Below are 25648 nucleotides of genomic sequence, written 5' to 3' on the forward strand. Positions count from 1 at the left end.
CTCTACACGTGGTCGCGCCAGGAGTGCTTCGGGTCGAAGCCGAGCACGCGCCGGGCCTTGTCGATCGAGAGAAGGGTGTCGTTCTCGCCGAGGTCGCCCTTGAGCGGCACATCGGGGAAGACCTCGGCGACGAGCTCGGCATTGGGCCGGCTCATGACCGTGTCGGCGGCGGCGATGATGAACCGATCGAAGCCGGGGGTCGAGGCATCCAGTGCCCTCTCGATCGCCTGCGCACCGTCGCGGCCGTCGATGTATCCCCACAGGTTCCACTTGCGCTGCGTCGCGTCGGCATCGAAGGACGGGAACTCGGCGTAGTCCTCGGGGTTCATGACGTTCGAGAAGCGCAGCGCCGTGATCGACAGGTCGGGATGCCATCGCACGAGCTCGATCGCGAGCTGCTCCTCGAGGTGCTTCACGAGCGAGTACACCGACTCGGGGCGCGCCGCGTACTCCTCATCGACGGGGATGTACGGCGGCGGGACGTCGAAGGGCAGGCCCAGGACCGTCTCGCTGGACGCATAGACGATGCGACGGATGCCGAGGCGCACCGCCGCCCAGAACACGTCGAAGGTCGTGAGGATGTTGTTGCGGAAGGTCGCGATGTCGCTGCGGATGCTGGGGGCCGGGATCGCGGCGAGGTGCACGACGGCGTCGAACGGTCCCGATTCCCCGTGCACGCCCGAAAGCGCGTCGATCACCTGCCCGTAGTCGGTCAGGTCGACCTGGAGGAAGCCGGAGCCGCGCGGCCCGACGACGTCGAGGCCGACGACGTCGTGCCCCGCCTCGCGGAGCTCGCGGGCGACGACGGTGCCGAGCTTGCCGGTTGATCCGGTGAGGGCGATGCGCATGTGTCCAGCCTGACACGAGGTGACCGCCGCGGGCGCGGAGTGGTCCTCTTTCGGCGGCGGGCGTCCTCTACGCGGCGCCGCGCTCGCCCGTGGGTGGGACTGAGGCCGCAGAAGAGGGCGGGAGACTGACCCGGAGATCGACGCCGCCGGGAGGGGCGACCGCATGAGGTGCGGCATCCGTCTTCAGCTCGCCCCGCAGGATGCGCGCCGACTGCCCGACGCTCCTCGCGAGGCCGGGAAGCTTGGCCGCCCCGAACAGCAGGAGGATGACGGCGAGCAGGATCAGCAGGTGCCAGCCGTTGAGGTTCGCGAACATGTGCCCGGTTCTCCTTCGATCCGCTGCATCAGCCAGTGTGTTACCTGTAACAGAGACCAGGTTTCGATCAGTCTGCCCCGGATTCCCGGCCTCGGTCAACCGCTCGGCGAAAAGTTCCGAAAACCTTGTCACCTCTCTCTGATATCGCTAACGTGACGAAGGTCCGCCGAGGTTGCATGGCGTGCGGACGCATCGTGCACGAAGGAGTCACGCCTGTGCATCGAGTCGGCCGCGGTCGGTTCTCGCGCCGGTGACGAACCGGTCGTACGGCGACCGTCCCGAGCCGATGACCTCGATGAACTCTCGAAAGGATCGAAGATGACCGGAGAGATCCGTCCCGACCTGAGCCGTCGCCACGTTCTGGGCGGCGGGCTGGTGCTCGCGGGGATGATCGCCGCCGCCGGAGCGCTCGATGTGCGCGGAGCCGCGGCCGCCGTGAAAGACGGCGCCGCCTTCCGTGCGGCCGGACCGGCTCATCCTGCGAGCCTCGTCCGCGCCTCGCAGACCCTCGTCTACCCCGAGTCGTGGAGCGTCCGGCCGTTCCCGCTGACCTCGGTCAAGCTGGGGCAGAGCGTCTTCACGCGTGCGCTCAACCAGCACCTCGTGCTCTACCGGTCGTACAACATCGACAAGATCCTCGCCGTGTACCGCCGCAACGCGGGGCTCGACACCAAAGGTGCGACACCCCCCGGCGGCTGGGAGGAGTACGGCCCCAACCCCGACGCACAGCGATGGGGCCCCGCCGAGTACACCCGCGGCCAGAACACGGCGGGGGCCGGCGGGTGCCTTCGTGGGCACTACGGCGGGCACTTCCTGAGTGGCATCTCGATGGCCTACGCCTCGACGGGCGAGCAGGCCCTCCTCGACAAGGTGAATGCGATCGTCGACGGCTTCGAGGAGTGCCGCGCAGCCCTCGCGGCCCAGCAGTACAACGGCGCACCGCGCTACTCGCACCCCGGCTTCTTCTCCGCCTACGGCGAGTGGCAGTTCTCGGCGCTCGAAGCCTTCGCCCCGTACGGCGAGATCTGGGCGCCGTACTACACGCTGCACAAGATCGTGGCGGGGCTGCTCGACGCCCACGCGCTGGCCGGCAATCAGAAGGCGCTGCAGCTCGCCGAGGGCATCGGCCACTGGGTGTTCAGCCGACTGTCGAAGTGCACGCAGGCGCAGCTCGACCGCATGTGGGGCTCGTACATCGCCGGCGAGTACGGCGGCATGAACGAGGTGCTCGTCGAGCTCTACTGGCGCTCATCCGACCCGAACAGGAGCGAGTTCCTCGAGGCGTCGAAGCTCTTCACCCTCCGGACACTGGTGGATGCCTGCGCCAACGGCACCGACACGCTCAACGGCAAGCACGCCAACCAGCACATCCCGCAGTTCCCCGGGTACGTCAAGCTCGGCGCGGAGCTGAACGACGATCACTACCTGCAGGCCACGAAGGGCTTCTTCGACATGGTGGTGCCCGGCCGCGCCTACGCGCACGGCGGCACGGGAGAGGGCGAGCTGTGGGGTCCGGCCGGCGCCGTCGCGGGCGACATCGGCCCCCGCAACGCCGAGTCCTGCGCCGCCTACAACATGCTCAAGGTCGCGAGCTACCTGTTCTTCAACGAGCAGGACCCGAAGTACATGGACTACTACGAGCGCACCGTGCTCAACCACATCCTGGGCGGCCGCCGCAACAACGAGTCGACGTCGGGCCCCGAGAACCTGTACATGTTCCCGGTCAACCCCGGCACCCGCAAGGAGTATGGCAACGGCAACATCGGCACGTGCTGCGGCGGCACGGGCCTGGAGAGCCACGTGAAGTACCAGGAGGGCATCTACTACCGCTCAGCCGACCAGAGCGAGCTCTACGTGAACCTCTACATCGCGTCGACGCTCACCTGGGACGAGACGGGGCTCGTGCTCGAGCAGACGTCTTCGTACCCCGAGGGTGAGACGTCGACCCTCACGGTGAAGACGGCACCGACCGGCCCCCTGACGGTGCATCTGCGCGTCCCGGGCTGGTCGCGGGGCGTCGAGATCGAGGTGAACGGCGAGCCGATCGACGGGGAGGTGACCGCCGGCCGGTACGCGACGGTCGCGCGCACGTGGACACCCGGCGACACCATCACGGTGCGCATCCCGCTCGAGCTGCGGGCCGAGGCATCCTTCGACCGTCCCGACATCCAGGCGCTCGTCTACGGGCCCGTCGTGCTGCTCGCGTCGAGCTCCTCGACCAGCTACCTCAAGGTGTCGCTCGCCGATCGACTCGGACTCGACGGCGCCGTGCGCCGCGGAGTCGCGAAGACTGCGGCCAACGTCTTCACGGTCGGCACGCTGACCTACGAGCCGGCTTACAACGGCAAGGACGTCGCGTATCACATGTACTTCCAGCGCAACGAGCCCACCGTGACGTTCGCCGGCCAGGACTCGGGGGTGGCGAACCCGAAGCGATCGGGGACGACCCTGCTCGACGAGGTGTGGGCGCGCGCCCCCTTCGCCGACCGCTCGGCGTTTCTCGATGCGGTAGGCGAGGTCACGGGGTCGTACGTCGGAGACGGAGTGCTGACCGCCCGCAACCGCCAGAAGATCCTGCTCGCGGCCGGTCGCGCGCCGATCGACTCGGTGAAGTGACCGTCGATGAAGACCGAGAGGAAGCACATGTCTGACCTTCGATCCGGACGAGCCGGGGTGAAGCGGATCGCCGCGGCCGTCGCGATGATGCTCGTGCTCGCCAGCGCGGGCGCCGCGGCGGTCGCCCCCGCGATGGCGGCGGACGAGCCGATCAACGTCGCGCTCGCCTCGGGGGAGAACGCGCCGGCGGTCGAGGTGAGCTACGTGACGGGATGGAACTCCGCCGCCGCGCTCAACAACGGCAACATCGGGCCGACCAACACCTACACCCAGATGTGGGGGACGTGGGGTGCGCCGGGCAATCCGACGCAGGACATCGCGACCTACACATGGGAGCGCCCCGTCACGATCAGCTCGTCGAAGCTCTACCTGTGGCAGAACCGCATCACGGGCGACGCCGGGGTGATGATCCCGTCGGCGTGGAAGATCGAGTACCGCAACAGCGCCGGCGAATGGGCGCCGGTCACCGGGGCAGGCCTCACCTATCCGCTGCCCGTGCTCGACGTGGCGGCTCCCGTCTCATCCCTCCCGGCCGTCGAGGCGAAGTTCGACGCCGTCACCACGACGGCGGTCCGCCTCGTGCTCGACCGCGTCGTCTTCGACGGCCAGCGCAAGGCGACGAGCGTCATCGAGTGGCAGGTCTGGGGCGTCAACGCACCGGTCGTCGACCCCGAGCCCGAAGACCCGAGCGGCTTCATCGACTCGGAGCACGTCGCGGTACGCACGCAGGTCGGCACAGCTCCGGCGCTCCCGTCGAAAATGTGGGTCATCGGCGAGAACGGGCCGCTGAAGTACGTCGATGTGCAGTGGGGCAGCGTCGCGGCATCCTCGTACGCCACCGCGGGCTCGTTCACGGTCGTCGGTCAGCCCGCGGGCTACACCGGCCAGACCGTCGAGGCGACGGTGTTCGTCGCCAGCACTCTCTCGAACGTCATCGACAGTGTCGACTATTCGGTGTCGATCACGACGCCGGGGGTCGCACCCGTGCTGCCCGACAGCGTCCGAGCCACCTACAGCGACGGCACGGTGAGCAGCTCGGTCGACGTCGATTGGGACGCCATCCCTGCCGCTTCGTACGCCGAGGCCGATGCGATCTTCGACGTCGAGGGCGATGTGCCCGGCTTCGCCGACGGCGCTCTGGCCACGGTGTTCGTGGTCGAGCCCCTCGACCAGGCCGAGCCCATCGTCTCGATCGACTTCGACTCCGCGCCGCAGGGCTCGGGGTGGTACACGACGGCGCCGACCGCGACGATCACGGCGGAGGAGACGGCGAGCCCGATCGCATCGATCGAGTACAGCCTCGACGGGCAGACGTGGACGCCCTACACCCAGCCGTTCGCCGTGTCGGCGCAGGGCGAGGTCACGGTGAGCGCACGCGCGACGAGCGAGGACGACGCCGTGGGCGAGGCATCCGAGACCATCAAGGTCGACACCATCGCCCCGACCACCGTCATCAACTACGTCGTGATCGAGGGCAGCACGGCGACCGTCACCCTCACGCCGACCGACCCCGAGCCGGGCTCGGGCGTCACGCGCACCGTGTGGTCGGACGGGCCGGACTCGTCGCCGACCGGCGAGACGAACAACATGTACGCGACGTACGAGGAGCCCTTCTCGGTGCAGCTGACCGAGGAGCCCCGCTACGTGCACGTGCAGGCTCAGGATGCCGCAGGCAACGTCGAGCAGCACGTCACGGTCGAGCTGCCCACGCTGACGGAGCAGTCTCTCGACCTGACCCCGACCGCCACCACCCGGTGCGTCGCGGGCAAGGTGACGCTCGTCGTCTCGGTCCGAAACGGCGAGGACTTCGCCGCCGACGTCGTCGTCAAGACGCCGTACGGAGAGAAGTCCGTGACGGCGAAGGCCGGTGCCACGGTGTCGAGCGCGTTCTCGTCCCGACTCGTCTCGGTCGGCCCCGGATCGGCCACCGTCACCGCGTCGGGCGACGATCGCGCCTACGCGGGGACCGCAGCATGGTCCGCCGCCTCCTGCGGTGCCGCGCAATGACGGCCTGAGCGTCTGATGTCAGGGCGATGGCCCGCAGCCTCCGCGGCTGCGGGCCATCCCCATGTCCCCCCGCGGTCGTGGCGCCCCCCGGTCCCCGCGCAGCGCGGGTCCCTGAGGTTGTGGAAGGGTCGAACCCTCTACCGCCGATCGCCCCCGGCCTCGGCCTCGGCATCCACCGTCTCCAGCCGGCGCAGCCGCACCCGCGCGAAGTCCTGAGCACGGGGACCCGACGAGAGCGTGCGCAGGCTCGCCGCCAAGACGAATCGGGTCAGCGTGATGACCGGCAGGGGCGAGCGACGCAGGCCGAGCACCCGGCGGTAGCGCGCGGGGATCGTCGCGACGGCGCTCGCGAAGAGCAGCCGGTAGGCGACCGTCATCATGGGCGAGCCGCGGAAAGGGGATCGTCGGAGGAATCGCACGACGTCGTCAACGCGCTCGTCGCGGCGCAGCTGTCCCGACTCGAGGTAGGCGTCGAGCCGGCGCCGCAGCGCCGCCTCGGTGAGCGGCGGAGCGTCGACGCGCATCAGTCGCCCCGCGGTCGCCCACTCCGCGACGTAGGCGTCAGGACCGCCCGGGATGCCGCGCCCCCACGTCTCATGGCACGTGAGGAACGCGTCGGTGAAGGCGAGATGCACCCAGTCCGAGAGGCCGGCGTCGCTCGCCGAGTAGGCGCGCGTCTCGTTCGCACCGTCGGTGAACGTGCCCTGCACCCGCGTGTGCAGCCGGCCGACGCGGGCGCTCTCGGCGTCGGCCTGGGCGCGCGAGCCGTAAGTGAGGCAGATGATCCAGCGGACCGTGCCCGACAGCCGGCCGAGCGGGTCCTCGCGGTAGCGCGACCAGTCGTGCACGCCCGCCATCGGCCCGGGATGCAGCGCCTGCAGAAGAAGCGCCCGGATGCCGGCGACGAACGTCGCGGTGCCGGAGTGCACGGTCCAGGCGGGCCCGTCCTCGACGAAATAGCCGGTGTCGTCGCCCTCGGCGAGGGCCCTCACCCAGGCCGGCGTGCCGTCGGGGTCGCCGGAGAGGGCGGTGAGCATGCGTGCTCGCAGCGCAGTTCGGGCCATGCTTCCAGCGTCGCACGCCCAGACGGCCAAGGCGCCGGCCGGACCACGAGGCGAGGGCGGCCTGGGGACGGCCCCGCCACGGGCCTGCGACGGCCGCGGTGGCGCGGCATCCGTCGACAGACGAAAGAGCCCCGCCGGATCGCTCCGGCGGGGCTCCTTCTCGAGACGAGGCGTCAGCCGCAGGCCTTGACGGCGTAGTTCGCCTTGACCGTCGTCGTCGCACCGTCCGCGGTCGCGGTCACGCTGACCTCACCGGCAGGCGTCGTCGCGAGGCGCGTCGTGAAGGCGTATGACACCGACTTCCCGGCCGCGAGCGGAGCCGACTTGTCGCCGTAGGCGGTCGTCACGGCGAGGTTCACCGTGGCGTCGGAGCCGTTGGCGATGCGGGCCGTCAGCGTGACCTTACCGGCGACGCAGCGCGTCTCGGCCGTGACGGTCACGTCGAGCACGGGCTCCACGGTGACGGTCGCCTCGACCGGCTGGCGCGAGGCATCCTGAGCGACGCCCTTCACCGTGAACGTCCCGGCCGTCGCGTACTTCGACGGTGCGATCGCCTCCCACGTGACCGCGGCGGTCTCCAGCGAGCCGTCCTTCTTGGTCAGCTGCGCCGTGGTGGGCAGCGTCGGGGCGACGCCCGCCTTCGTCGTGGCGGAGAGTGCTCCGACCGACGTGACGGCGATCGCCGGGGCATACGCCTCGAGCACCTTCTGGTACTCCGCGCGGGTGACGGGGATGACCGTGCCATGGCGGGGCTTGCCGCCGTCGGAGTTCTGCGGCAGGTTCGCCCGCAGCTTGGAGCCGAGGGGCACCCACGAGTCGCCGTTCTCGAGGTCGTTCGAGCCGAACGGGATGTAGTAGTTCGGTCCGCCGTGGTAGTTCGGCTGGTCGATGAACAGGAACCAGTCGAGGTTGTTCACGTCGCCGTCGTTCGCCGGGAAGATGCTCGGGCCCTCGCCGCTCGAGTACGTGCCTCCGGGCTCGCCGTTCGGCAGGCCCGAGGCGACGCGCTCCTTGATGAGGGTCCACTGGTCCGCGGGACCGGTCGCCCCCGGGAGCGTGCCCGTGATCGTGGCGAGCAGGTTGGTCGACTTCTCCTCGCGGATGGTCATCGACGCCTCGTCCTTCGTGAAGCGGTAGAAGACATCTCCGACCTTCGCGACGGTCGAGTCGATCAGGCCGAGGCCCGCCCCGCGTCGGACGTCGCTCCAGATCTTCGGCTCCGAGAACGTCACGAAGTCGTCGGTCGTCGCGTACATCATCCGGTTGTAGGTGACTGCCGTGCGGTCGGCGGGGTTCGTCGTCGGGTAGAGGTTCGAGGCCCAGAACACGACGAACGTGTCGAGATCCTCATCCCAGTACGCCTCGGGCGCCCACGTGTTGCCCGCGAAGTCCGACGAGACCTTCACGTGGCGCTGGGCCGACCAGTGCACGAGGTCGTTCGACTCCCACACCTCGATGTACCGCGAGCCCGAGATCTGCGCAGTGGTGAAGCCGCCGGCCAGACCGTCGACCTTGAGGTCGGTCGCCAGCATGTAGAAGCGGTCGCCCTCGGGCGCGCGGATGATGAACGGGTCGCGGAGGCCCTTCGTGCCGAGGTCGGAGGTGAAGAGGGGCTGGCCGTTGTTCAGCGTGTTCCACGCGAGCGCGTCGTTGCCCTTCGAGGCCGCGAGGCTGACGCGCTCGGCGCCGGCGCCCTCACCCGTGAAGAAGGCCCAGACGTAGGCTTCGGTCTTGTCCGAGCCGCCGGGCATGGGCTGCACCTTGGCCCGGAACTCCTTCGTGCGCGTCGCCGTGCCGTTGGTCGCCGTCGCGGTCAGAACGACGTCCGCGGCGGGCGTGCCCGCGGCGGGACGCTTCACCTCGATCGTCTTGGAGGTGGCCGTGACCCCGTTGCGGATGGTCGCAAACTCCGAGCCGCTCGTGACCGACCAGGCGATCGTCGAGCCGAAGGCGCCGGTCGTCGGCACCGAGAAGTTCGTACGGATGTCGTCGAGGTTCGCGGTGGTCACGGCATCCAGGTCCTGCTGCACCTTCGTCTCGCTCGAGATGTCGGCGGGCACCGTGACGAGGTACGTCTTGGTGCGCGTCTGCGCGCCGACCGTGAAGGTCGCGGTGAGCGTGACGGCGGCGTCGCCGGACCCGGCGGCGGGACGGGTGACGGATGCCGCGCCCCCCGTGACCGCGATGGCGGCGTTGTTCGAGGCCCACGAGACCGAGGCGCCGTAGCTCGTCGTCGGCAGCGTGAAGTTCGCCGTCGCGGTGGCCGGGACGGTGACCCCGCCGACCGCCCGGTCGAGCGCCTCGTCGGAGTACAGCTGCTGCACCTTGGCGCTGTCGAGCGCCTCGCCGTAGACGGCGTAGTCGTCGACGTCGCCGTTCCAGTTGGCGTCGTTGTAGGTGGAGCGGCCGATGTACGAGACGAGCGACGAGCCGAACGACGAGACGTTCCGCGCGATCGCGGTGGTGGTGACGAGCGCGCCGTTGACGTACACGCGGAGCTGGCCGTTCGTGCCGTCGATGACGGACGTGTAGAGCGACATGCCGGCGGGGGTGCGGATGCCGGTCGTCGCGGCGTTCGTCGCCCCGGGGCCGACCTCGGTGCCCCACGGGGCCGAGGCGTTGACGGAGTTCGTGACGACGGACTTGACGTACCCGCTCGGGTTGGTCGGGTTGAGCAGCCAGTACCCCGAGGAGTACGAGGCGCCCGAGGCGACAGGGGCGCCGATGAACGCCGAGGCGACGTTCGCGGGGCCCGACCGGTTGGACATCCACGTCGAGATCGTGAGGTCCTTCTTGCCGACGAGCGCCGTCGTCGGGATGTCGAGGTACGCCGCCGTCGCCCGGGAGCCGCCCGGAAGGCTCAGCAGGCCGTTCGCGATCGAGCCGCCGGCCTGGCGGAGCGTCGCGTTGTTGCCGTTGCCCGTCACGTCGGCGATCGTCGTGCCGGCGTCCGCGTCGAACGTGTAGTGGATGAGGGGGTGGCGTCGATGGCCGCGCTCGCCATGGTCGCGGGGACGACGGCGCCGGCCAGCGCGATGGCGGCCGCGGTCGCGACCGCGGTGCCTCTCGCCAGGAATCGGGATCTGCTGCGCGCTCGCATGCGCTCGTGCCTCGCTCTCGTGGGGTGGCGGCGAGGCGGATGCTCCGTGCCCGACGTCGCCGTCGGGATCGGTGGAGTGTGCGTCGTCGCGCTGCCCTGTCAGCCCTCTCGGGCGGTGGGTCGGGAGATGTTACCGGGAACATCCCGGTGCGTACACGGTAAGAGCGCACCTCGTCGACTGTCAAGAGCGGATCGGAGTTCGGCCGTCGACCGCGCTTTCCGGCTTTCGGGATGACTCGCGCTGCCGTCCGCACGACGCCGTGGCGGCACGCCGGTTTCTGGCGGCTGGCGGGCGGCATGTCGTCGACCACGTCGTGCGGAGGGCCTGCAGTGGCGAGTGCAGGGTCCGACGGAGAGCGGGGTTCGCCGCCGCGGTCACCCACGATGACACCCGCCGAGATGGCACGAATCACGGGCGGGATGCCGCGGCATCCGTCTTCCAGATCGCACGGATTACCGGGGGATGCCGCGGGCATCGGTCTTCTCTGCGAGCTCGGCGTACCGCGCGAGCCGGTTCGAAGAGCGCGGAGAAGGAGCGCGCCGATACCCCGGCGAGATCGCACGAATCACGGGCGGGATGCCGCGGCATCCGTCTTCTCTGCGATTTCGGCGCCCTCTTGCCCCGACGGAGCGCGACGTGAACTGGCCGGCGGGAACAATCACGCGACGCGCGCTAGCCACGATCCGGAGTTACCGCTAACGTGAGCGGTAACAGCCTGTCCGACGATGTTCAGACACTTGATGGAGAGTGGAATGAGACTGTTCCCCCGGCGCACTGCGGCAGTCGTCGCGACGACGATCGGCGCAATGATCCTGAGCCTCGGCGCCACCGCTGCACAGGCGGCCGTGCCCGACCAGGGCCTCGTCGCGCAGTACGACTTCACGCAGACGAGCGGCGCATCCGTGCCGAACACGGCAGCGGGGTCGAGCCTCGGCGCGGCGACCGTGCAGAACCTGCAGGCCTCGGACTGGACGGGCTCGCAGCTGACGCTCCGCGGCGGCGCCAAGACGTCGACCGGCAACTGGGTACGGCTGCCCAACGACATCCTCAAGGGCAAGACCTCCGCGACCGTCGTCGCCGAGGTCAAGGCGTCGGCGGCGATGCTCAACGGCTTCCACTTCCTGTGGAACATCGGCAACGACTCCTCCGCGACGGAGTATTTCTTCGCGTCGCTGAACTGCGGCTCGGGACGCTCGCCCCTCGTCGGGCTCAAAGCTGCCGGCGTCGAGCGGCTCGTGCAGTCCGGCTCCTGCGGGGTGACGGCGAACCAGTGGGTGAGCGTCGTCTCGGTCGTCGACGGCGCCGCGGGCACGGCATCCCTCTACATCGACGGCAAGCGCGCGGCGCAGGGCGCCATGCCCGTCACCCCCGCCGACGTGGTCGACCAGTCGCTCAATGCGATCGGACGCGCTCCGTGGCCCGACCCCCTCTTCCAGGGTGCGATCTCGGCGTTCCGCGTCTACGACCGCGCGCTCAACGCCTCGGAGATCGCCCAGGTCTCGGACTCGGATGCCCAGGCCCATGCGGCGGAGCTGCAGGCCCAGGCCCAGGCCATCCTCACGAGCCTCAACCTCGCCGACAGCCAGACGAGCACCGACATCGACCTCCCGACCTCGGGCGGCCGCGTCACGTGGTCCTCGAGCAACCCCGCGGTGGTCGCGACCGACGGCACCGTCACGGCGCCGCTAGCGGGCCAGCCGTCGGTCCCGGTTCAGCTGACCGCGACGGCGTCCGTGCGCGGCGTGATCGCGACCAAGACGATCACCGTGACCGTCCTCGCCTCGACCGAGACCGCCGAGCAGCGCATCCAGCGCCTTGCGCAGCGCTTCGTCATCCCCGCCGTCGTCGAGTCCGGCACGGCCCTCCCCGCCGCTCCCGAAGGCACGACGATCGCCATCCGGGCCACGACCGGCGTCGTCTCGATCGACGACAAGATCTCGATCACCTCGGCGGAGGCGGTCGACTCGACCATCACCGTCCGCGTGACCGACTCGGCGACGGGGGCGAGCACCGACCGCGCCTTCAAGGTCCGGGTGCTGCCCGCCGCGACGACGACGCAGCTGCTCGCCTATAGCCGCAACGCGACGACGGTCGGCGAGGCCAACAATGCCGACGTCGCCCTGAGCATGCACCTCGCGCTCGAGAACGGCGCCGGCTGGACGCCCCTCAACGAGAACTACGGCATCTTCTTCGCCAAGACCTCGGTGGCCCCGCCTGCGAGCGGCACGTCGGACTCCATCATCCGGAGCCTCCGCAACCCGCACCTCTTCTACCTCGCCGACGGAGGATATGGCATCGTCGCGACGCGCACCGCGCGCGGCGGTACCTCGGACGGCACGCAGACCTCGAGCCTCCTCTTCGCGAAGAGCTCCGACCTCCTGAGCTACCAGGAAGTGGGCTTCGTGAATCTCGGCGTGACGAGCGGCGTCAACGAGCCGGCCGTCGTGTGGGACTCGGCCTCCAGCCGCTATGTCGTCTCGTGGACCTCGGATGCGGGCGCCCCGTACTACACGACGTTCACCGACCTCGCCGACGTCTCGACCCGCGGCGCGGTCCTGCGCGGCGCGGTCGGCAGCACCGCCGGCAACCCCGGCGCGGGCGTCGCGAACTACGCCTCGGGCAATTCCGTCCCGGTCACCGCCGACGTCGTCGAGGCGCTCGAGGTGCGCTTCGGGCGCATCGCCAACACCGAAGTCGAAGCCCTGGCCGGCGTCGAGGTCGAGCAGGGCGCGAGCCTGAGCGCGGCCGATCTGCCGCAGCGTGCGCAGCTCTCGTACGACGACGGCACCGACGCGACACGCGCGATCGCATGGGATGCCGCATCCCTCGCCGCCGTCGACACGGCCACGCCCGGCACGTACCAGGTGACCGGCGCCGTCAAGCAGCCGCAGTACCCGACGCCTTTCGCCGACGAGCGCGCCGACCCGTCGGTGTTCCGGTTCGACTGGAACGGCACGACGAAGTTCCTCATGATCGCGACCGACGACCGGTTTGGCAACAACATCGGCTCGGCGCACATGCCGATCCGCGTCGCTGACAGCATCGAGGACCTCTCGGACGCCGCGATCGCCGCGGGGCGCAACGTCGAGATCGACCTGCTGAAGCGGGGCGACACCGACGCCGACGGCGCGGCCATGACGGGGTGCTTCTGGGCGCCGGAGTTCCACGTCATCGGCGGGAAGCTTTCGATCCTGTTCATGCCCTGCTACAACACCAACGGTGCGCCCGACATGTGGACGGGCCGGGCGAGCATCATGCAGCTCAAGCAGGACGCCCAGGGCGACGACCTCGACCCGTCGGTTCCGGCGAACTGGACCAAGCCGCAGAAGGTGCTGCGCACCGACGGCTCGATCCTGAACCCCATCCAGAACATCTCGCTCGACATGACGTACTTCGAGGACTCCGGTCAGTCGTACTACGTGTGGCAGATGGTCGGCGCGCTCTTCATCGCCAAGATGGACCCGGCGAACCCGACGCGGCTGACCTCGGCTCCCGTCCGCATCGGCGTGCCCGAGTACGCGTGGGACAACACGATCGCCGAGGGTCCCAACGTGCAGGCGCACGACGGAAAGCTCTTCCTGATCTACTCGGGATCGACCGTGGGGGACACGTACACGACGGGCCTGCTGACGGCCACGGCCGGCCAGAGCGTCGACCTCACGAACCCGGCCGCGTGGGCGAAGCTCAACTACCCGATCCAGAAGTCGGGCCTGTTCAACGGCGCCTGGCAGCTCGGCACGGGTCACGGCATGTGGTCGTACGACGAGGACGACAACCTCATCTACGTGTTCCACGCCCGCACCGACCACAACGGCCTCTCGGGGCGCGACATGTTCGTGCGCCGCGTGCACTGGGCTGCCGACGGGCTCCCCGTGTTCGACATGGAGGAGGACGAGGAGGTCGCCCCCGACAACCGCACCGTCTCGGTGACCGTCACGGTCAAGGCTGCTCCGGCCCTCGAGTACACCGCGACCGCCTCGGCGCGCTGCGTGGCAGGGAAGGTCGTGCAGACGGTGACCATCACGAACACGGACGACGTGGCGCTCGCGCTCCAGACGACCTCGCCGTACGGCTCGAAGGCGACCGCCTCCCTCGCGGCCGGCAAGAGCGTCTCGTACGCGTTCACGACCCGGCTCGGCACGATGCCCGCGGGGACCGTGAAGGTCGACGCGACCGCGACCGTCGGAGGCAAGGCGGTCACCGCGAGCCAGACCGTCGCCTACCCGCAGGTGAACTGCGGCTGATCAAGCCCACGAAGCCGGGCGCAGACACTCCGTCGCGCCCGGCTTTGTGCCATTCCGGCCCGCCCATCGCGGCCGGATTCCGCATCACCCGATCCCTTCCGAACAGGAGAGGCAGCACATGACGCCGAGGACTCAAGCGGACGGCGCACCCCCGCACGAGCGCAGCCCGCGACGTGCGGCGCGTCGCCGCATCGCGCTGGCGACGGCCGCCGCCGTGGCATTGGCCGGCGCAGGGCTCCCCGCGGCCATCGCCGCGCCCGCCGTCGCGGCCGACTCCCTCGCCGACGGACTGGTCGCGCAATACCTGTTCGACGAGACATCGGGCGACGCGATCCGCAACACGGCCGATGGCGCTGCCGCGGCGGGAGACCCGCTCGACGCCATCGTGCGCAACTTTGCAGCCGACCAGCGGTCGGAGCCCGGCACGTTGCGGTTCACGGGTGGCGCGAAGACCTCGACCGGCAACTGGGTCGAGCTTCCCGACGACCTGCTGAAGAGCGCGTCGTCGGCGACCATCTCGATGGACGTCAAGGTCGACCCCACGATGCTCACGACGAACCACTTCCTGTGGAACATCGGAAACGACGCGAACCAGCAGTACTGGTTCGCCACAGCCCGCGGCGCGCGCTCGGCGATCACGACGGCGTCCGGCGGCGGCGAGCGCAACGGCACGGGCTACGCCGTGACCGCGAACCGCTGGCACAGCCTGACGGCGGTCATCGACGCGGACGCCGACACCATCACGCTCTACACGGATGGGCAGCGGTCCGGCGTGGGCACGACCACCCTTACTCCGGCCGCCATCGCGCAGTCGCTCAACACCATCGGCCGCTCGCCGTGGCCCGACGCCCTCTTCAAGGGCTCGGTCGGCGCCTTCCACGTCTACGACCGGGCACTGAGCGACTCGGACGTCGTCGCTCTGTCCGACCGCGACGGAGCGGCGCACGCCGCCGACCTCGCTGCCGCGTCGGCCTCCAAGCTCGCGTCGATCGACCTGGGCGACACCGGCGCCGTCACCGGCGACCTCGACCTGTTCACGCTCCGCGGCATCTCGTGGGCTTCCTCGAACCCGTCTGTGGTCACGTCCGACGGCGTCGTGACGCGGCCGGCGCCCGGCTTCCCGGCGGCGACCGCGACGCTCGTCGCCACGGCGACGACGCGCGGGGTCGCGGCATCCGCCCCCCGCTCATTCGCTGTGACGGTGCCCGCCCTGACAGCGGCCGAAATCGCCGCTGACCGCGACGCCCTGTCGGTTCCTTCGGTGGTGCGGGGTGACGTCACGCTGCCTTCGCGCGGCGCAGCGGGCTCGCCCGTCACGTGGACGTCCTCGAACACCGCAGTGATCACGGATGCCGCCGCCGGCGCCAAGGCTGCGGGCGTCGTTACGCGGCCGGCGTGGGGCCAGCCCGACGTCCCGGTCACGCTCACCGCGACGGTCGGCGCGGGTGCATCTGCGGTCACTCGTGCGTTCGACGTGAGGGTCGCGGCATCCCCCCGTCCCGCGGCGGACGAGCGGTACGTCTTCGCGTACTTCACGGCCGACACGGTCGCGGGGGAGAAGATCTCGCTTGCCGCGTCGCAGGGGAACAGCGCGATGAGCTGGGACGTCCTCAACGGCGGCAACCCGGTCATCACGTCGACGAAGGGCACGACCGGGCTCCGCGACCCGTTCATCCTCCGCTCGAAGGAGGGCGACCGCTTCTTCCTCATCGCGACCGATCTCTCGATCGGCGGCGGCACGTCGTGGGACTCTGCGCTCGACGACGGCAGCGCCTACCTCGAGATCTGGGAGTCGACCGACCTCAAGACCTGGAGCGCCCAGCGCCACGTCAAGGTGTCGGGCCCGTTCGCCTCGATGACGTGGGCGCCGGAGGCGTACTGGGATGAGGCGGCCGCCGAATACGTCGTCTACTGGTCGTCGCGGGTCTTCCTCGATGCGACGCGTCCGTACGACAAGGCCGGCACGCCGAACTACACGTACTCGAAGGTCATGTACGCCACGACCCGCGACTTCCAGACGTTCTCGAAGGCCAAGGTCTGGCAGGACGCCGGCGACCGCATCGACTCGACCGTGATCGAGGACGACGGCACCTTCTACCGCTTCACGAAGGAGGTCACGGGCTGCGTCGACATCGTGCAGGAGAGCTCCGACGCGCTGCGTGCGCTCTCGCTCCCTGGCGACTACGCGTGGAAGACGGATGCCACGTGCATCTCGAAGACGGCCCGCAACACCACCCGCACGACCGAGGGCCCGACGATCTTCCGCGCGAACAAGGGCGACACCGCCCTGCCTGCGGGATCGACGGAGGGCTTCTACCTCTTCGTCGACGACTTCACGGGCGCCGGCTACCTGCCGCTGTTCACCGAGACGCTCGCGAACCCCCAGTGGCGGACGGCGACGGGTGCTCTGCCCAAGTCCCGGCACGGCAGTGTGCTGCCGGTGACGCTGAACCAGTGGGAGTCCGCCAAGGGCGCCGCGCCCACGAAGGTCTCGACGACGACGGCCCTTGCTGGGATCTCGGACGGGGACGTCCTCGAGCCCGGCGACGTCGTGTCAGCGTGGGTCACCGCCGCCGACGGCGGCACGGTCGCGGGATCGGTGCGGTTCCGGTTCGGTGAGTCGACGGTGGATGCCGCGGTCCGGCCGAGCGGCGACGGGTACGTCGCCGAGGCCGTCGTGCCCGACCTCGACGCGGCGGTGTCGCTCTCCGCTTCGTTCCAGGGTTACGACGTGTTGGCAGGGTCGGATGCCCCGACCGTCGCGGTGACGGTCGGCTCACCCGCGCCGGAGCTCGCGGTCTCAGGCGCCGTGGTCGCTCGCTGCGTCGCCGGCAAGGTCGTGCAGGCGGTGACCGTGTCGAACGCCGACGACGTCGCGCTCTCGATCTCGATCGTGTCACCCTACGGGTCGAAGAACCTCGGGTCGGTCGCGGCCGGCAAGTCCGTCTCGACGACGTTCTCGACGCGGCTCGCCGGGATTCCGGCCGGGTCGGTCGCGTTGAAGGCCTCCGCGGTCGTCGACGGCAAGACCGTCACGCTGGAGCAGCAGCTGCCGTTCGCGGCCGCGGCCTGCAACTGACGTATGCGCGAGGGCCCGTCCGGCTTCGGCCGGGCGGGTCCTTCGTCGCGCCGGACACGACCTCTGCGCCCTTCCGGACGGGGCGGGCGGCCGAGATCGCACAGATGACGGATGCCCGGGGCCCGGGCCGGTGATTCGCGCGATCTCGGCGGGCCCGCGAGCGGAGACCCGCGGACCGGAGACGCGGAACGGCCCGCAGTCCGAAGACTGCGGGCCGTTCGGCGGAGCCGGAGCCGGAGCCGGCGCGTCAGCCGCAGGCGGCCGTGGCGTACGAGGCAGTCGTGTGCGCCGTCGCGCCGCCGGCCGAGACCGTGACATCGGCCGTGCCGGCGGGAATCGAGCCCAGACGCGTCGTGAAGGCGGCCGACGTCGACTTGCCCGGCGCGAGCGTCGCCACCGACTTCGAGCCGTACGCCGTGCCGACGTCGAGCGCGACCGCCGCCGTGCCGTCGTTCGTCACCGTGACAGCCAGCACGACCTTGCCCGCGACGCACCGCGTGCCGGCGACGGCCGTCACCGGCAGCGGCGCCGCCGTGACGACGACCTTGGCCTTCACCGTGATCGCGGTCGAGCTGAAGAGCGTCCGGTCGGTCGCGTTCCACGCCGTCGAGCCGCCCGCGCCCACCCACTGGTTGAGGTTGGCGCCGATCGTGCGGACGGTCCCTGTCACGTCGTACGTGCCCGGGGTCGAGGCATCCACCGTCGACACGTTCCAGTCGACCGGCTGCGATGCCGTGCCACGGTTGTAGGCGAGGGTGACAGCGGCCTTCGCCGGCAGGGCGGCGCGGATCGAGGCATCCGTCGCGTCCTCGGTCACTTCGACGGAGCCGAGGTCGCTCGTCACCGCCGCCGCGGAGTCCGCCGCGCGGATCGTGTCGTACTGTCCGCGGGTGAGGCCGACGATGCCGCCGTGCTTCGTGCTGGGCGCCATGAAGAAGCTGCTGCTCACGAGCTGCGACCACCCCGCGTCGAGATTCGTCGTCTGCATGGGCCGGTAGCCGGTTGACGGGATGACGTCGACGTAGAGGTACCACTTGCTCTCGCCGTGGCGCTGGAAGACGGCCGGGCCCTCGACGCCGCCGGCGTTCCCGCCGGCCCACACGGCGCCGATCGCGGTCTGCAGGCGGGTCCAGGTCGCTGCAGGCTTCCACCAATCGGCCGCCGACGTCGACTCCATGTAGATGCCCTTGCCCGCCGAGTTGTCCTTCGTGATGCGGTAGGTCTTGCCCGCGTTCTGGATGATCGTGGTGTCGATCGTGTTGCCGCCCGCGTCGATGAACACGCCGCCGTACTGATAGGTGCTCTGCGAGAAGTCCGTCGTCGCGCCCCACAGGATGCGGGAGTACGACGAGCCGGAGTGCGAGGCATCCGGGTACACGTTGGACGACCAGTAGAGGACGAACGCGCCCGAGCCGTCGGCGTTGTAGTTCGGCACCCACGTGGCCTCGGGTGCCCACGCCATCCCGAGCTCGGCGACCTTCGCACCGCCCGAGAGGGCGACGTCGAACTGCTTCGGCGCGCTCCACGAGACGAGGTCCTTGGACTCCCAGACGTTGAGCTTCGTGCTGCCCTTCGAACTCCAGTAGCACCAGGTCGTGCAGCCGCTGACGCCCTGGTCGCCGCCGAAGACCCGCAGGTCGGTGGCGATGATGTAGTACGTCTTGGTCTCGGGGTTGTAGGTGAGGTACGGGTCGCGCACCCCGGTCGTGCCGAGCTGCGACGCGAGGATGGGCTTGCCGCCGTTGAGCGGATCCCAGTGCTCGGGGTTGTCGCCGCGCGAGACGTCGAGATAGATCTTCTCTGCGTAGCCCGCCGAGTCCTCGATGAAGTGCACCATGACATAGCCGTACGGCGTCTCGGCTGCCGGCACCGGCTGGACCGTGACGGGCACCTGCCGCGTCGCGGTCTTCCCCCGGACGGATGCCGTCGCCGTCAGCGTCGTCTGGATGGTGGGCTGGCCCTGCGCGGGCTGCTGTGCCGTGACGGTCAGCTTGTCCGCGCCGATGGCGAGGCGGGGATCGTTCGAGGCCCACGTGACGCGTCCGCCGTAGTTCGGAAGCGTCGTCGTCCCCTCGTCGATCGTCACGTTCGCGACGCCGTCGGCGATGGTCTGCGCAGCCTGCTGGAACGACGCGGCGTGGAGCGCGGCATCCGCGTCCGACACGGCGTTCACCTCGGCGGCGCTGAGTGCACGGTCGTACACGCGGAAGGTCGAGACCTCACCCTTGTACATGGGGTCGGGCCACGGCGAGCGTCCGATGGCGTTGAGCGTCTGATTCGTGATCGACGCGGGAGTGAGGGTGGTCGCGGCCGACGCGACCTGCTCACCGTCGACGAAGAACGTGATGCGCCCGCCGCCGATCACCGAGGTCAGGCTGTACCAGCGGTCGGCGGCGAGCGCGGTGGCGGAGCGGGCGTTGACCTCTCCGCCGCCCCCGGACGTCGTGATCGCGGTGCGCGCGTTGTCGCGCACCGACGTGAAGTAGTACTGCGTCGTCGTGTCGTTGCCGATGTTCCAGAGGAAGTTGAAGGTGTTCTTCATCGACGCGTCGAGCTTCGTCTCGATCGTGATGGTGGCCGACGTCTTGCCTCCCAGCAGCGAGTCGGGGAGGCGCACCCAGCTGGCGGTCGTGCTCGTCTTGCTGCCGCCGGTGAAGACGAGGGATGACCCGGTCCAGAGGCTGTCGGTGCCGTTGACGACCGTCGCGGGACCGACGGTGCTCGCTGCGGTGTTCGGAACCGTCGAACCGCTCGTCTCGTCGAAGAGGTACTCCGCGAGGAGTCCCGCCCTGGGGACGGTCGAGTCGGCGGAGGCGGTCGACGCCGCCAGTGGGACGAGGGCGGTCACCGTGAGGGCCGCGCCTGCCGCCGTCGCGACGAGAGAGCGCAGCGTGCGCCGGGACGGATGCTTCGCCGGCGGCGACGACGTGTGCGTGTGTGCCACTCCAGCTCCTTTGCTGTTCGGGGAGGGGCGCCGCACGAGATCATGCGCCGCGTGAGGATGTTAGCGCTCACGTTAGGGGAAGGGCAATGGCTTCCCACTCGCGGCCCACCCTTGACAGCCCGTATCCGTTCGCGCTAACAATGGCGGAGCGGGCAATCTGGTACCGCTAACAGGAGAGCAGCAATGGCGCACAGCATCCATGACATCCCCACTGCGGGGGCCGAGGCATCCATCGCACGCCGCCGCCCGATCCGGGTTCTCCGGCGTGCCGTCGCCGTCGCGACGGCAGCAGCGCTCGCAGCGGCGGGGCTCGCCGTCGTCGCACCTGCGGCGGCCACGGCTGCGGGGCCGCTCTCGATCGAGTCGTCGAAGGTGCTCGATCTGCGCTTCGACGACGCTCTCACCGACGCGAGCACGAACGCCGCGGCCGTCACGATGCAGAAGGGCACCGCCGCGTACGGCGATGGCATCCATGGGCGCGCCTTCAACTTCACCGGCTCGAACGCCATCCGCCTCGGCACCGCCGCGAACCTGCAGCCGCAGGACCTGACGGTCTCGTTCTGGTACAAGCCCAACGCGGCGATGTCGGGCGAGCAGGTCTTCGCGTGGAGCAAGACGGTCTACAACTCCGACGGCTGGTACCTGACGTCCGAGAGCGCGACGTCGCCGCTCGTGCTGTCGATCGGCCCGTCGCCCAGTCAGCCCTACAAGGTCGCGGTCGACGCGCCGCGCGCAGACTTCTTCCCGACCGGTCAGTGGACCCACGTCGTCGCGACCTACGACAGGGCCACGAAGGCCGTGGCCTTTTACCGCAACGGCGTCCGTCAGGTCTCGACCGTCAAGTACGCCGCCTCGGGCACCACGACCGGAGTGCTGGGGTCCGAGAGCACCTCGGTGAAGACCCTCGGCTACAACGGCCCGACCTATAACGGTGCTCACGCGAACGGCCTGATGGACGACTACACGCTCTACAACGGCGTGGCGACGATCCAGGATGTCGTGTCCCTGACGCAGCAGAACAACCCGGCGTTCGACCCCGCCACCGTCGCCCAGTCCGACCTCGACTCGCTCTCGGTGCAGCCGACAGCGGATGCCGACTTCGCCCTGCCGACGGTCGGCGCCAAGGGAACGGCGATCAGCTGGGCATCGTCGAACTCGGGCGTCATCTCGATGAACGGCGGCGAGGCGCACGTCACGCGACCGGTCACCTCGTCGTTCACCGTGACCCTGACCGCGAGCGCGACCTACGGCGGCAGCGCCCCGGTCACGAAGACCTTCCAGGTCGTCGTCCCGGCGGTCGGCTCGACGACCCCCTCGGTGTACCTCGAGGAGGCGGGGCTCGGCAACGTCGCGATCGAGGACGACTACCTCGAGAACGGCCACGCCAAGACGGTCGAGTACCTTCTCGCGCTCGACCCCGAGAAGTTCCTCTACTCCTTCTACGTCAATGCAGGCCTGCCGACGACGGCGGCCCCCTACGGCGGGTGGGAGCGCCCCACGGGCACCCGATTCCAGGGCCACTTCTTCGGCCACTACATCTCTGCGCTCTCGCAGTCCTATGCGACGGAGACGGATGCCTCGACCAAGGCGCAGCTGCTCGCGAAGCTCACCGCGGCCGTCGACGGACTCAAGCGCAGCCAGGACGCCTTCGCCGCGGCCAACCCGGCCAACGCCGGCTACGTCGCGCCCTTCGGGCTGAACGTGCTGCCGAACGGCGGCGGCGGACTGCTCGTGCCGTTCTACAACCTCCACAAGGTGCTCGCCGGCTTGCTCGACGCGTACGCGTACGCTCCCTCCGACGTCGCCGCCAGGGCGCGCACCGTCGCGTCGGGCTTCGGAACGTGGGTGCGCAACTGGGCGAGCACGCAGGCCAACCCGGCCTCGATCCTCACGACCGAGTACGGCGGCATGAACGAGGCGCTCTACGAGCTGTACAGCATCACGAAGAACCCCGTGCACAAGCGTGCCGCCGAGTACTTCGACGAGGTCACGCTGTTCCAGCAGCTCGCCGCGGGCCAGGACGTGCTCAGCGGCAAGCACGCCAACACGACGATCCCCAAGCTCGTCGGCGCGCTGAAGCGCTACACGGTCTTCATGGACAACCCGGACCTCTACGCGACCCTCACGTCCGCCGAGAAGGCCGCGCTGCCGATGTACCGGACGGCGGCCGAGAAGTTCTGGGAGATCGTCATCCGCGATCACACCTATGCGAACGGCGGCAACAGCCAGTCGGAGCACTTCCACGACGCCGAGACCCTGTACGAGGTGGCGACCAACGGCACGACGAGCGGCTACGGCGAGAACTCCACGGTCGAAGGCTGCAACGAGTACAACATGCTCAAGCTCAGCCGCGCCCTGTTCCAGGTGACGAAGGATGTCAAGTACGCCGACTACTACGAGTCGACCTACATCAACACGATCCTGGCGTCGCAGAATCCCGAGACGGGCATGGTGACGTACTTCCAGCCCCAGACGGCGGGGTACGCGAAGATCTTCGGCACGCGGTTCGACCAGTTCTGGTGCGACCACGGCACGGGGATCGAGAGCTTCACGAAACTCGGCGACTCGTTCTACTTCCGGGACGCGTCATCCGTCTACGTCAACCAGTTCCGATCGTCGGTCTACTCATCGACGGTCCAGAACCTGAGGCTCACGCAGACGGCCGACATCCCCAACCAGGACACGGTGACCATCCAGGTCGCGGCTCTCGACGGCGGGACGCTCCCCGCGGGCACGACGGTGCGTCTGCGCATCCCGTCATGGGTGGCCGGCTCGCCGACGCTCGCGGTCAACGGCGTCGCGAAGGATGCGGCGGCACTCTCCGCCGCGGGCTATGTGTCGTTCGAGGTCGCCGCCGGTGACGTCATCACCTACACGCTTCCGGCGAAGGTCTGGGTCGACGCGGGCACCGAGAACCCCAACTGGGTCGCCTTCAAGTACGGCCCCGTCCTGCTCGCCAGCGAGCTGAGCCGTGCGAATGTCAACGCCAGCTACACGGCGGGCGTCCTCGTGCAGATGAGCACAGCCGACAAGTCGCTCAACGGCAACGTGGTGGTCGACGACGCGGAGGCCTGGAAGGCCGGCATCGAGCAGAACCTCGAGCGCATCCCGAACGGCGTGAACAAGAACGGCATGACCACCATGCGGTTCAAGCTGCACAACGTCGATGCGACATCGGAGGCGCTGACCTTCGAGCCGTACTACAGCCTCTACAACGCCCGATACGCGATGTACATGACGCTCGTGCAGCCGGACTCGCCCGAGTCGCAGGCGCAGATCCTCAAGGAGAAGCAGCAACTGCGCATCTCCGAGACCACGATCGACTCGCTCACCTCGTTCGACGACAACAACAGCGAGGCCGACAAGAACTACAAGTTCAACAAGTCGGGAGTCGGCGTGTGGCTCGGCGAGGGGTACCGCGACGGACAGATCGCGACCGATGCCTTCTTCCAGTACGACATGAGCGTCGACCCGACTCTGCCGAAGAACTACCTCGGCGTGCGGTACTACGGCGGTGACAACGGCAGGACGTTCGACGTGTATCTCAACGACGTGCTCCTCAAGCACGAGCGGGTGACCAACGCGGCCGGTTCGACCACGTTCTACGTCCAGTACGACGAGATCCCGGCATCCGTCCTCGACGGGATCGCCGCGCGCGACAGCTACAAGCGCGACCAGGCGGGCAACTACGTGCTCGACAAGAACGGCAAGAAGATCCCCGTCGTGACGGTGCGCTTCCAGGGCAACGGCACGAGCTACGTCGGCGGCGTGTTCGGCGTCTACACGACATCGAAGACCACGTACGCGACGGATGCCGAGCTCTCAGCCCTTTCGTTCGACGAGGGCACGCTCACCCCGGCGCTGGCCAAGGGCACGTACGCCTACACCGCGACCGTTGCCTCCGATGCCACGACCGCGACCTTCGACGCCGATCCTGCGACGCCGAGCGGTCTCGTCTACCTCGGGGACGTGCTGATCGACGACACGCAGCCCCGCACCGTCACCCTCGCCGCGGGAGACCAGCCCACGGTGGTGACGCTGCGCTCCACCGCGCAGGACCACACCACCTCGGCGACCTACACCGTGCAGATCGTGCGGGCGAAGCCCGCGCCCGTGCTTCAGGTGACGGCGAAGGCGTCGGCGCGCTGCGTGGCAGGCAAGGCCGTGCTGACCGTATCGGCGACGAACGTCTCGGGTGTGCCGGTCGCGCTCACCATGACCACGCCGTACGGCTCGAAGCAGATCGCGGAGCTGGCGCCCGGCAAGTCGACGTCGGCGGCCTTCACGACGCGCCTGGCGGCCCTGGTGCCGGGGGAGGCGTCGGTCGCGGCATCCGCGACGGTCGACGGGAAGCCGGTTTCCATCACCGTCCCGGCGCCGTTCGCCGGTCTGACATGCGGGTGACGACGGGAGGGTTGTTCTCGCTAACAGTTCCCGCTAACATCGCGTGAAGAGCCCATCGAATCCACTGTCGGATCCAGAGCAAAGGTGCATGATGCTCACACACTTCACCCGCCCCCAGCGGCGTGGCGACGTGCCCGCTCCGTGGCGTCGGCTGGCTCAGGGCGCAGACGCAACATCTGTCGACGGCGCGGTCTCCGCGTCCACGGCGACTCAACAGAAGCGGGTTGCGTTCAGCCTGGGCTGAGCCTCCTGCGAGACCCGACGGCCGGACGGTCCGGTCGCTCGCCAAGTTCGGTCCGGGAAGAAACCGGCCGGGAATTGGAGTAATAGGAATGAACAAGCGTGGAATCATCGCCCGCACCGCAGCCGGTGCGCTCGGTGGCCTGCTTCTGATCGGCGGCGCGGGTGCGGCCATCGCCGACACCCTCGACGACGACAACGTCGACGTGAAGGTCGACATCGCGCCGATTCAGCCGGTCGGCGCACTGACGTTCTCGGTGGCCGCCGACTCGACGACCCTGACCGAGGAAGGCTCGACGGACACGATCCGCCAGTTCAAGGGGAGCCTTCCCGAGGTCACGGTGACCGACGACCGCGCGGAGGTTCCGGCGGGCGTCTTCTGGTACGTCACGGGTCAGGCGTCGGACTTCACCGGCCCCGGCGGCGCCACGATCTCGGCGGGTCACCTCGGCTGGGCGCCGAAGCTCCTCACCGCCGAGGGCGACGGCGAGGTTGCGGAGGGTCCCGAGGTGGGCACTGTCCTCGACCCGCAGGCCGATCCGAACAACGTCGGCGTCGTCGGCGAGGAGCTCCTTGCGCTCGCGCTGGACTCGCAGGATGCCGCGACCGTCGGCGAGTGGAAGGCGTCGGCCGACCTCACGCTCAAGACGCCGAAGAACGTGACGCCCGGCGCCTACACGTCGAAGCTCACGCTCACGCTGTGGGAAGACGAGCAGTAAACGCGATCACATCTGATCCGTGTTGAAATCGGGTCGGGGCCGTCGTCGGCGGCCCCGGCCCAAACG

General features: G+C 69.4%; 11 protein-coding genes. 6 read left to right on the plus strand and 5 right to left on the minus strand.

Translation table 11 applies throughout. The annotated features are described in order from the left end of the window. Positions 1–2: 2 nt before the first annotated feature. Both G5T42_RS09105 and G5T42_RS09110 read right to left on the minus strand, forming a co-directional pair. Complete coding sequence (locus G5T42_RS09105) at positions 3–848, minus strand: NAD(P)-dependent oxidoreductase (protein WP_165127868.1); 846 nt, start codon at positions 846–848, stop codon at positions 3–5. A gap of 67 nt (positions 849–915) precedes the next feature. Beyond that, complete coding sequence (locus G5T42_RS09110; protein ID WP_165127870.1) at positions 916–1164, minus strand: twin-arginine translocase TatA/TatE family subunit; 249 nt, start codon at positions 1162–1164, stop codon at positions 916–918. Between the two features lie 318 nt (positions 1165–1482). Here G5T42_RS09110 and G5T42_RS09115 point away from each other — a divergent pair, with 318 nt between their 5' ends. After that, positions 1483–3780, plus strand: a complete 2298-nt coding sequence (locus G5T42_RS09115; RefSeq protein ID WP_165127872.1) for a beta-L-arabinofuranosidase domain-containing protein — start codon at positions 1483–1485, stop codon at positions 3778–3780. 27 nt (positions 3781–3807) lie between these two features. Next, complete coding sequence (locus G5T42_RS09120; protein WP_165127874.1) at positions 3808–5787, plus strand: Ig-like domain-containing protein; 1980 nt, start codon at positions 3808–3810, stop codon at positions 5785–5787. 137 nt (positions 5788–5924) lie between these two features. On the opposite strand, the gene G5T42_RS09125 is transcribed toward G5T42_RS09120, so the two are convergent. Both G5T42_RS09125 and G5T42_RS09130 read right to left on the minus strand, forming a co-directional pair. Beyond that, positions 5925–6851, minus strand: a complete 927-nt coding sequence (locus G5T42_RS09125) for an oxygenase MpaB family protein (protein ID WP_165127876.1) — start codon at positions 6849–6851, stop codon at positions 5925–5927. A gap of 173 nt (positions 6852–7024) precedes the next feature. Beyond that, the gene (locus tag G5T42_RS09130) at positions 7025–9778 is read right to left on the minus strand and encodes an immunoglobulin-like domain-containing protein (RefSeq protein WP_165127878.1); all 2754 of its coding nucleotides are present in this window, start codon (positions 9776–9778) and stop codon (positions 7025–7027) included. A gap of 926 nt (positions 9779–10704) precedes the next feature. Here G5T42_RS09130 and G5T42_RS09135 point away from each other — a divergent pair. Together G5T42_RS09135 and G5T42_RS09140 are read left to right on the plus strand one after the other, a co-directional pair. Further along, positions 10705–14196: a family 43 glycosylhydrolase gene (locus G5T42_RS09135; RefSeq protein WP_165127880.1), complete on the plus strand. Its 3492-nt coding sequence runs from the start codon at positions 10705–10707 to the stop codon at positions 14194–14196. 118 nt (positions 14197–14314) lie between these two features. Continuing rightward, on the plus strand, positions 14315–17275 hold the full coding sequence (locus tag G5T42_RS09140) for an immunoglobulin-like domain-containing protein (RefSeq protein ID WP_165127882.1): 2961 nt from the start codon (positions 14315–14317) through the stop codon (positions 17273–17275). A gap of 247 nt (positions 17276–17522) precedes the next feature. Here G5T42_RS09140 and G5T42_RS09145 read toward each other — a convergent pair whose 3' ends face one another. Next, positions 17523–20219, minus strand: a complete 2697-nt coding sequence (locus G5T42_RS09145; RefSeq protein WP_165127884.1) for a LamG-like jellyroll fold domain-containing protein — start codon at positions 20217–20219, stop codon at positions 17523–17525. A gap of 183 nt (positions 20220–20402) precedes the next feature. On the opposite strand from G5T42_RS09145, the gene G5T42_RS09150 reads away from it, so the two are divergent. Together G5T42_RS09150 and G5T42_RS09155 are read left to right on the plus strand one after the other, a co-directional pair. Next, positions 20403–24623 carry a beta-L-arabinofuranosidase domain-containing protein gene (locus G5T42_RS09150; RefSeq protein ID WP_165127886.1) on the plus strand — a complete coding sequence of 1407 codons (4221 nt, stop codon included), beginning with the start codon at positions 20403–20405 and terminating at the stop codon, positions 24621–24623. Between the two features lie 332 nt (positions 24624–24955). Beyond that, positions 24956–25582, plus strand: a complete 627-nt coding sequence (locus G5T42_RS09155) for a hypothetical protein (RefSeq protein ID WP_165127888.1) — start codon at positions 24956–24958, stop codon at positions 25580–25582. The last annotated feature ends 66 nt before the right edge of the window (positions 25583–25648 follow it).

The organism is Microbacterium sp. 4R-513 (assembly GCF_011046485.1).
Classification (GTDB): domain Bacteria; phylum Actinomycetota; class Actinomycetes; order Actinomycetales; family Microbacteriaceae; genus Microbacterium.

What these genes read in the sequence shown, in the direction of transcription:
- G5T42_RS09120 (WP_165127874.1), top strand. Translation starts at nt 3,808, where the DNA reads ATGTCTGACCTTCGATCCGGACGAGCCGGGGTGAAGCGGATCGCCGCG.
- G5T42_RS09135 (WP_165127880.1), top strand. Translation starts at nt 10,705, where the DNA reads ATGAGACTGTTCCCCCGGCGCACTGCGGCAGTCGTCGCGACGACGATC.
- G5T42_RS09150 (WP_165127886.1), top strand. Translation starts at nt 20,403, where the DNA reads ATGGCGCACAGCATCCATGACATCCCCACTGCGGGGGCCGAGGCATCC.
- G5T42_RS09105 (WP_165127868.1), bottom strand. Translation starts at nt 848, where the DNA reads ATGCGCATCGCCCTCACCGGATCAACCGGCAAGCTCGGCACCGTCGTC.
- G5T42_RS09125 (WP_165127876.1), bottom strand. Translation starts at nt 6,851, where the DNA reads ATGGCCCGAACTGCGCTGCGAGCACGCATGCTCACCGCCCTCTCCGGC.
- G5T42_RS09155 (WP_165127888.1), top strand. Translation starts at nt 24,956, where the DNA reads ATGAACAAGCGTGGAATCATCGCCCGCACCGCAGCCGGTGCGCTCGGT.
- G5T42_RS09110 (WP_165127870.1), bottom strand. Translation starts at nt 1,164, where the DNA reads ATGTTCGCGAACCTCAACGGCTGGCACCTGCTGATCCTGCTCGCCGTC.
- G5T42_RS09140 (WP_165127882.1), top strand. Translation starts at nt 14,315, where the DNA reads ATGACGCCGAGGACTCAAGCGGACGGCGCACCCCCGCACGAGCGCAGC.
- G5T42_RS09115 (WP_165127872.1), top strand. Translation starts at nt 1,483, where the DNA reads ATGACCGGAGAGATCCGTCCCGACCTGAGCCGTCGCCACGTTCTGGGC.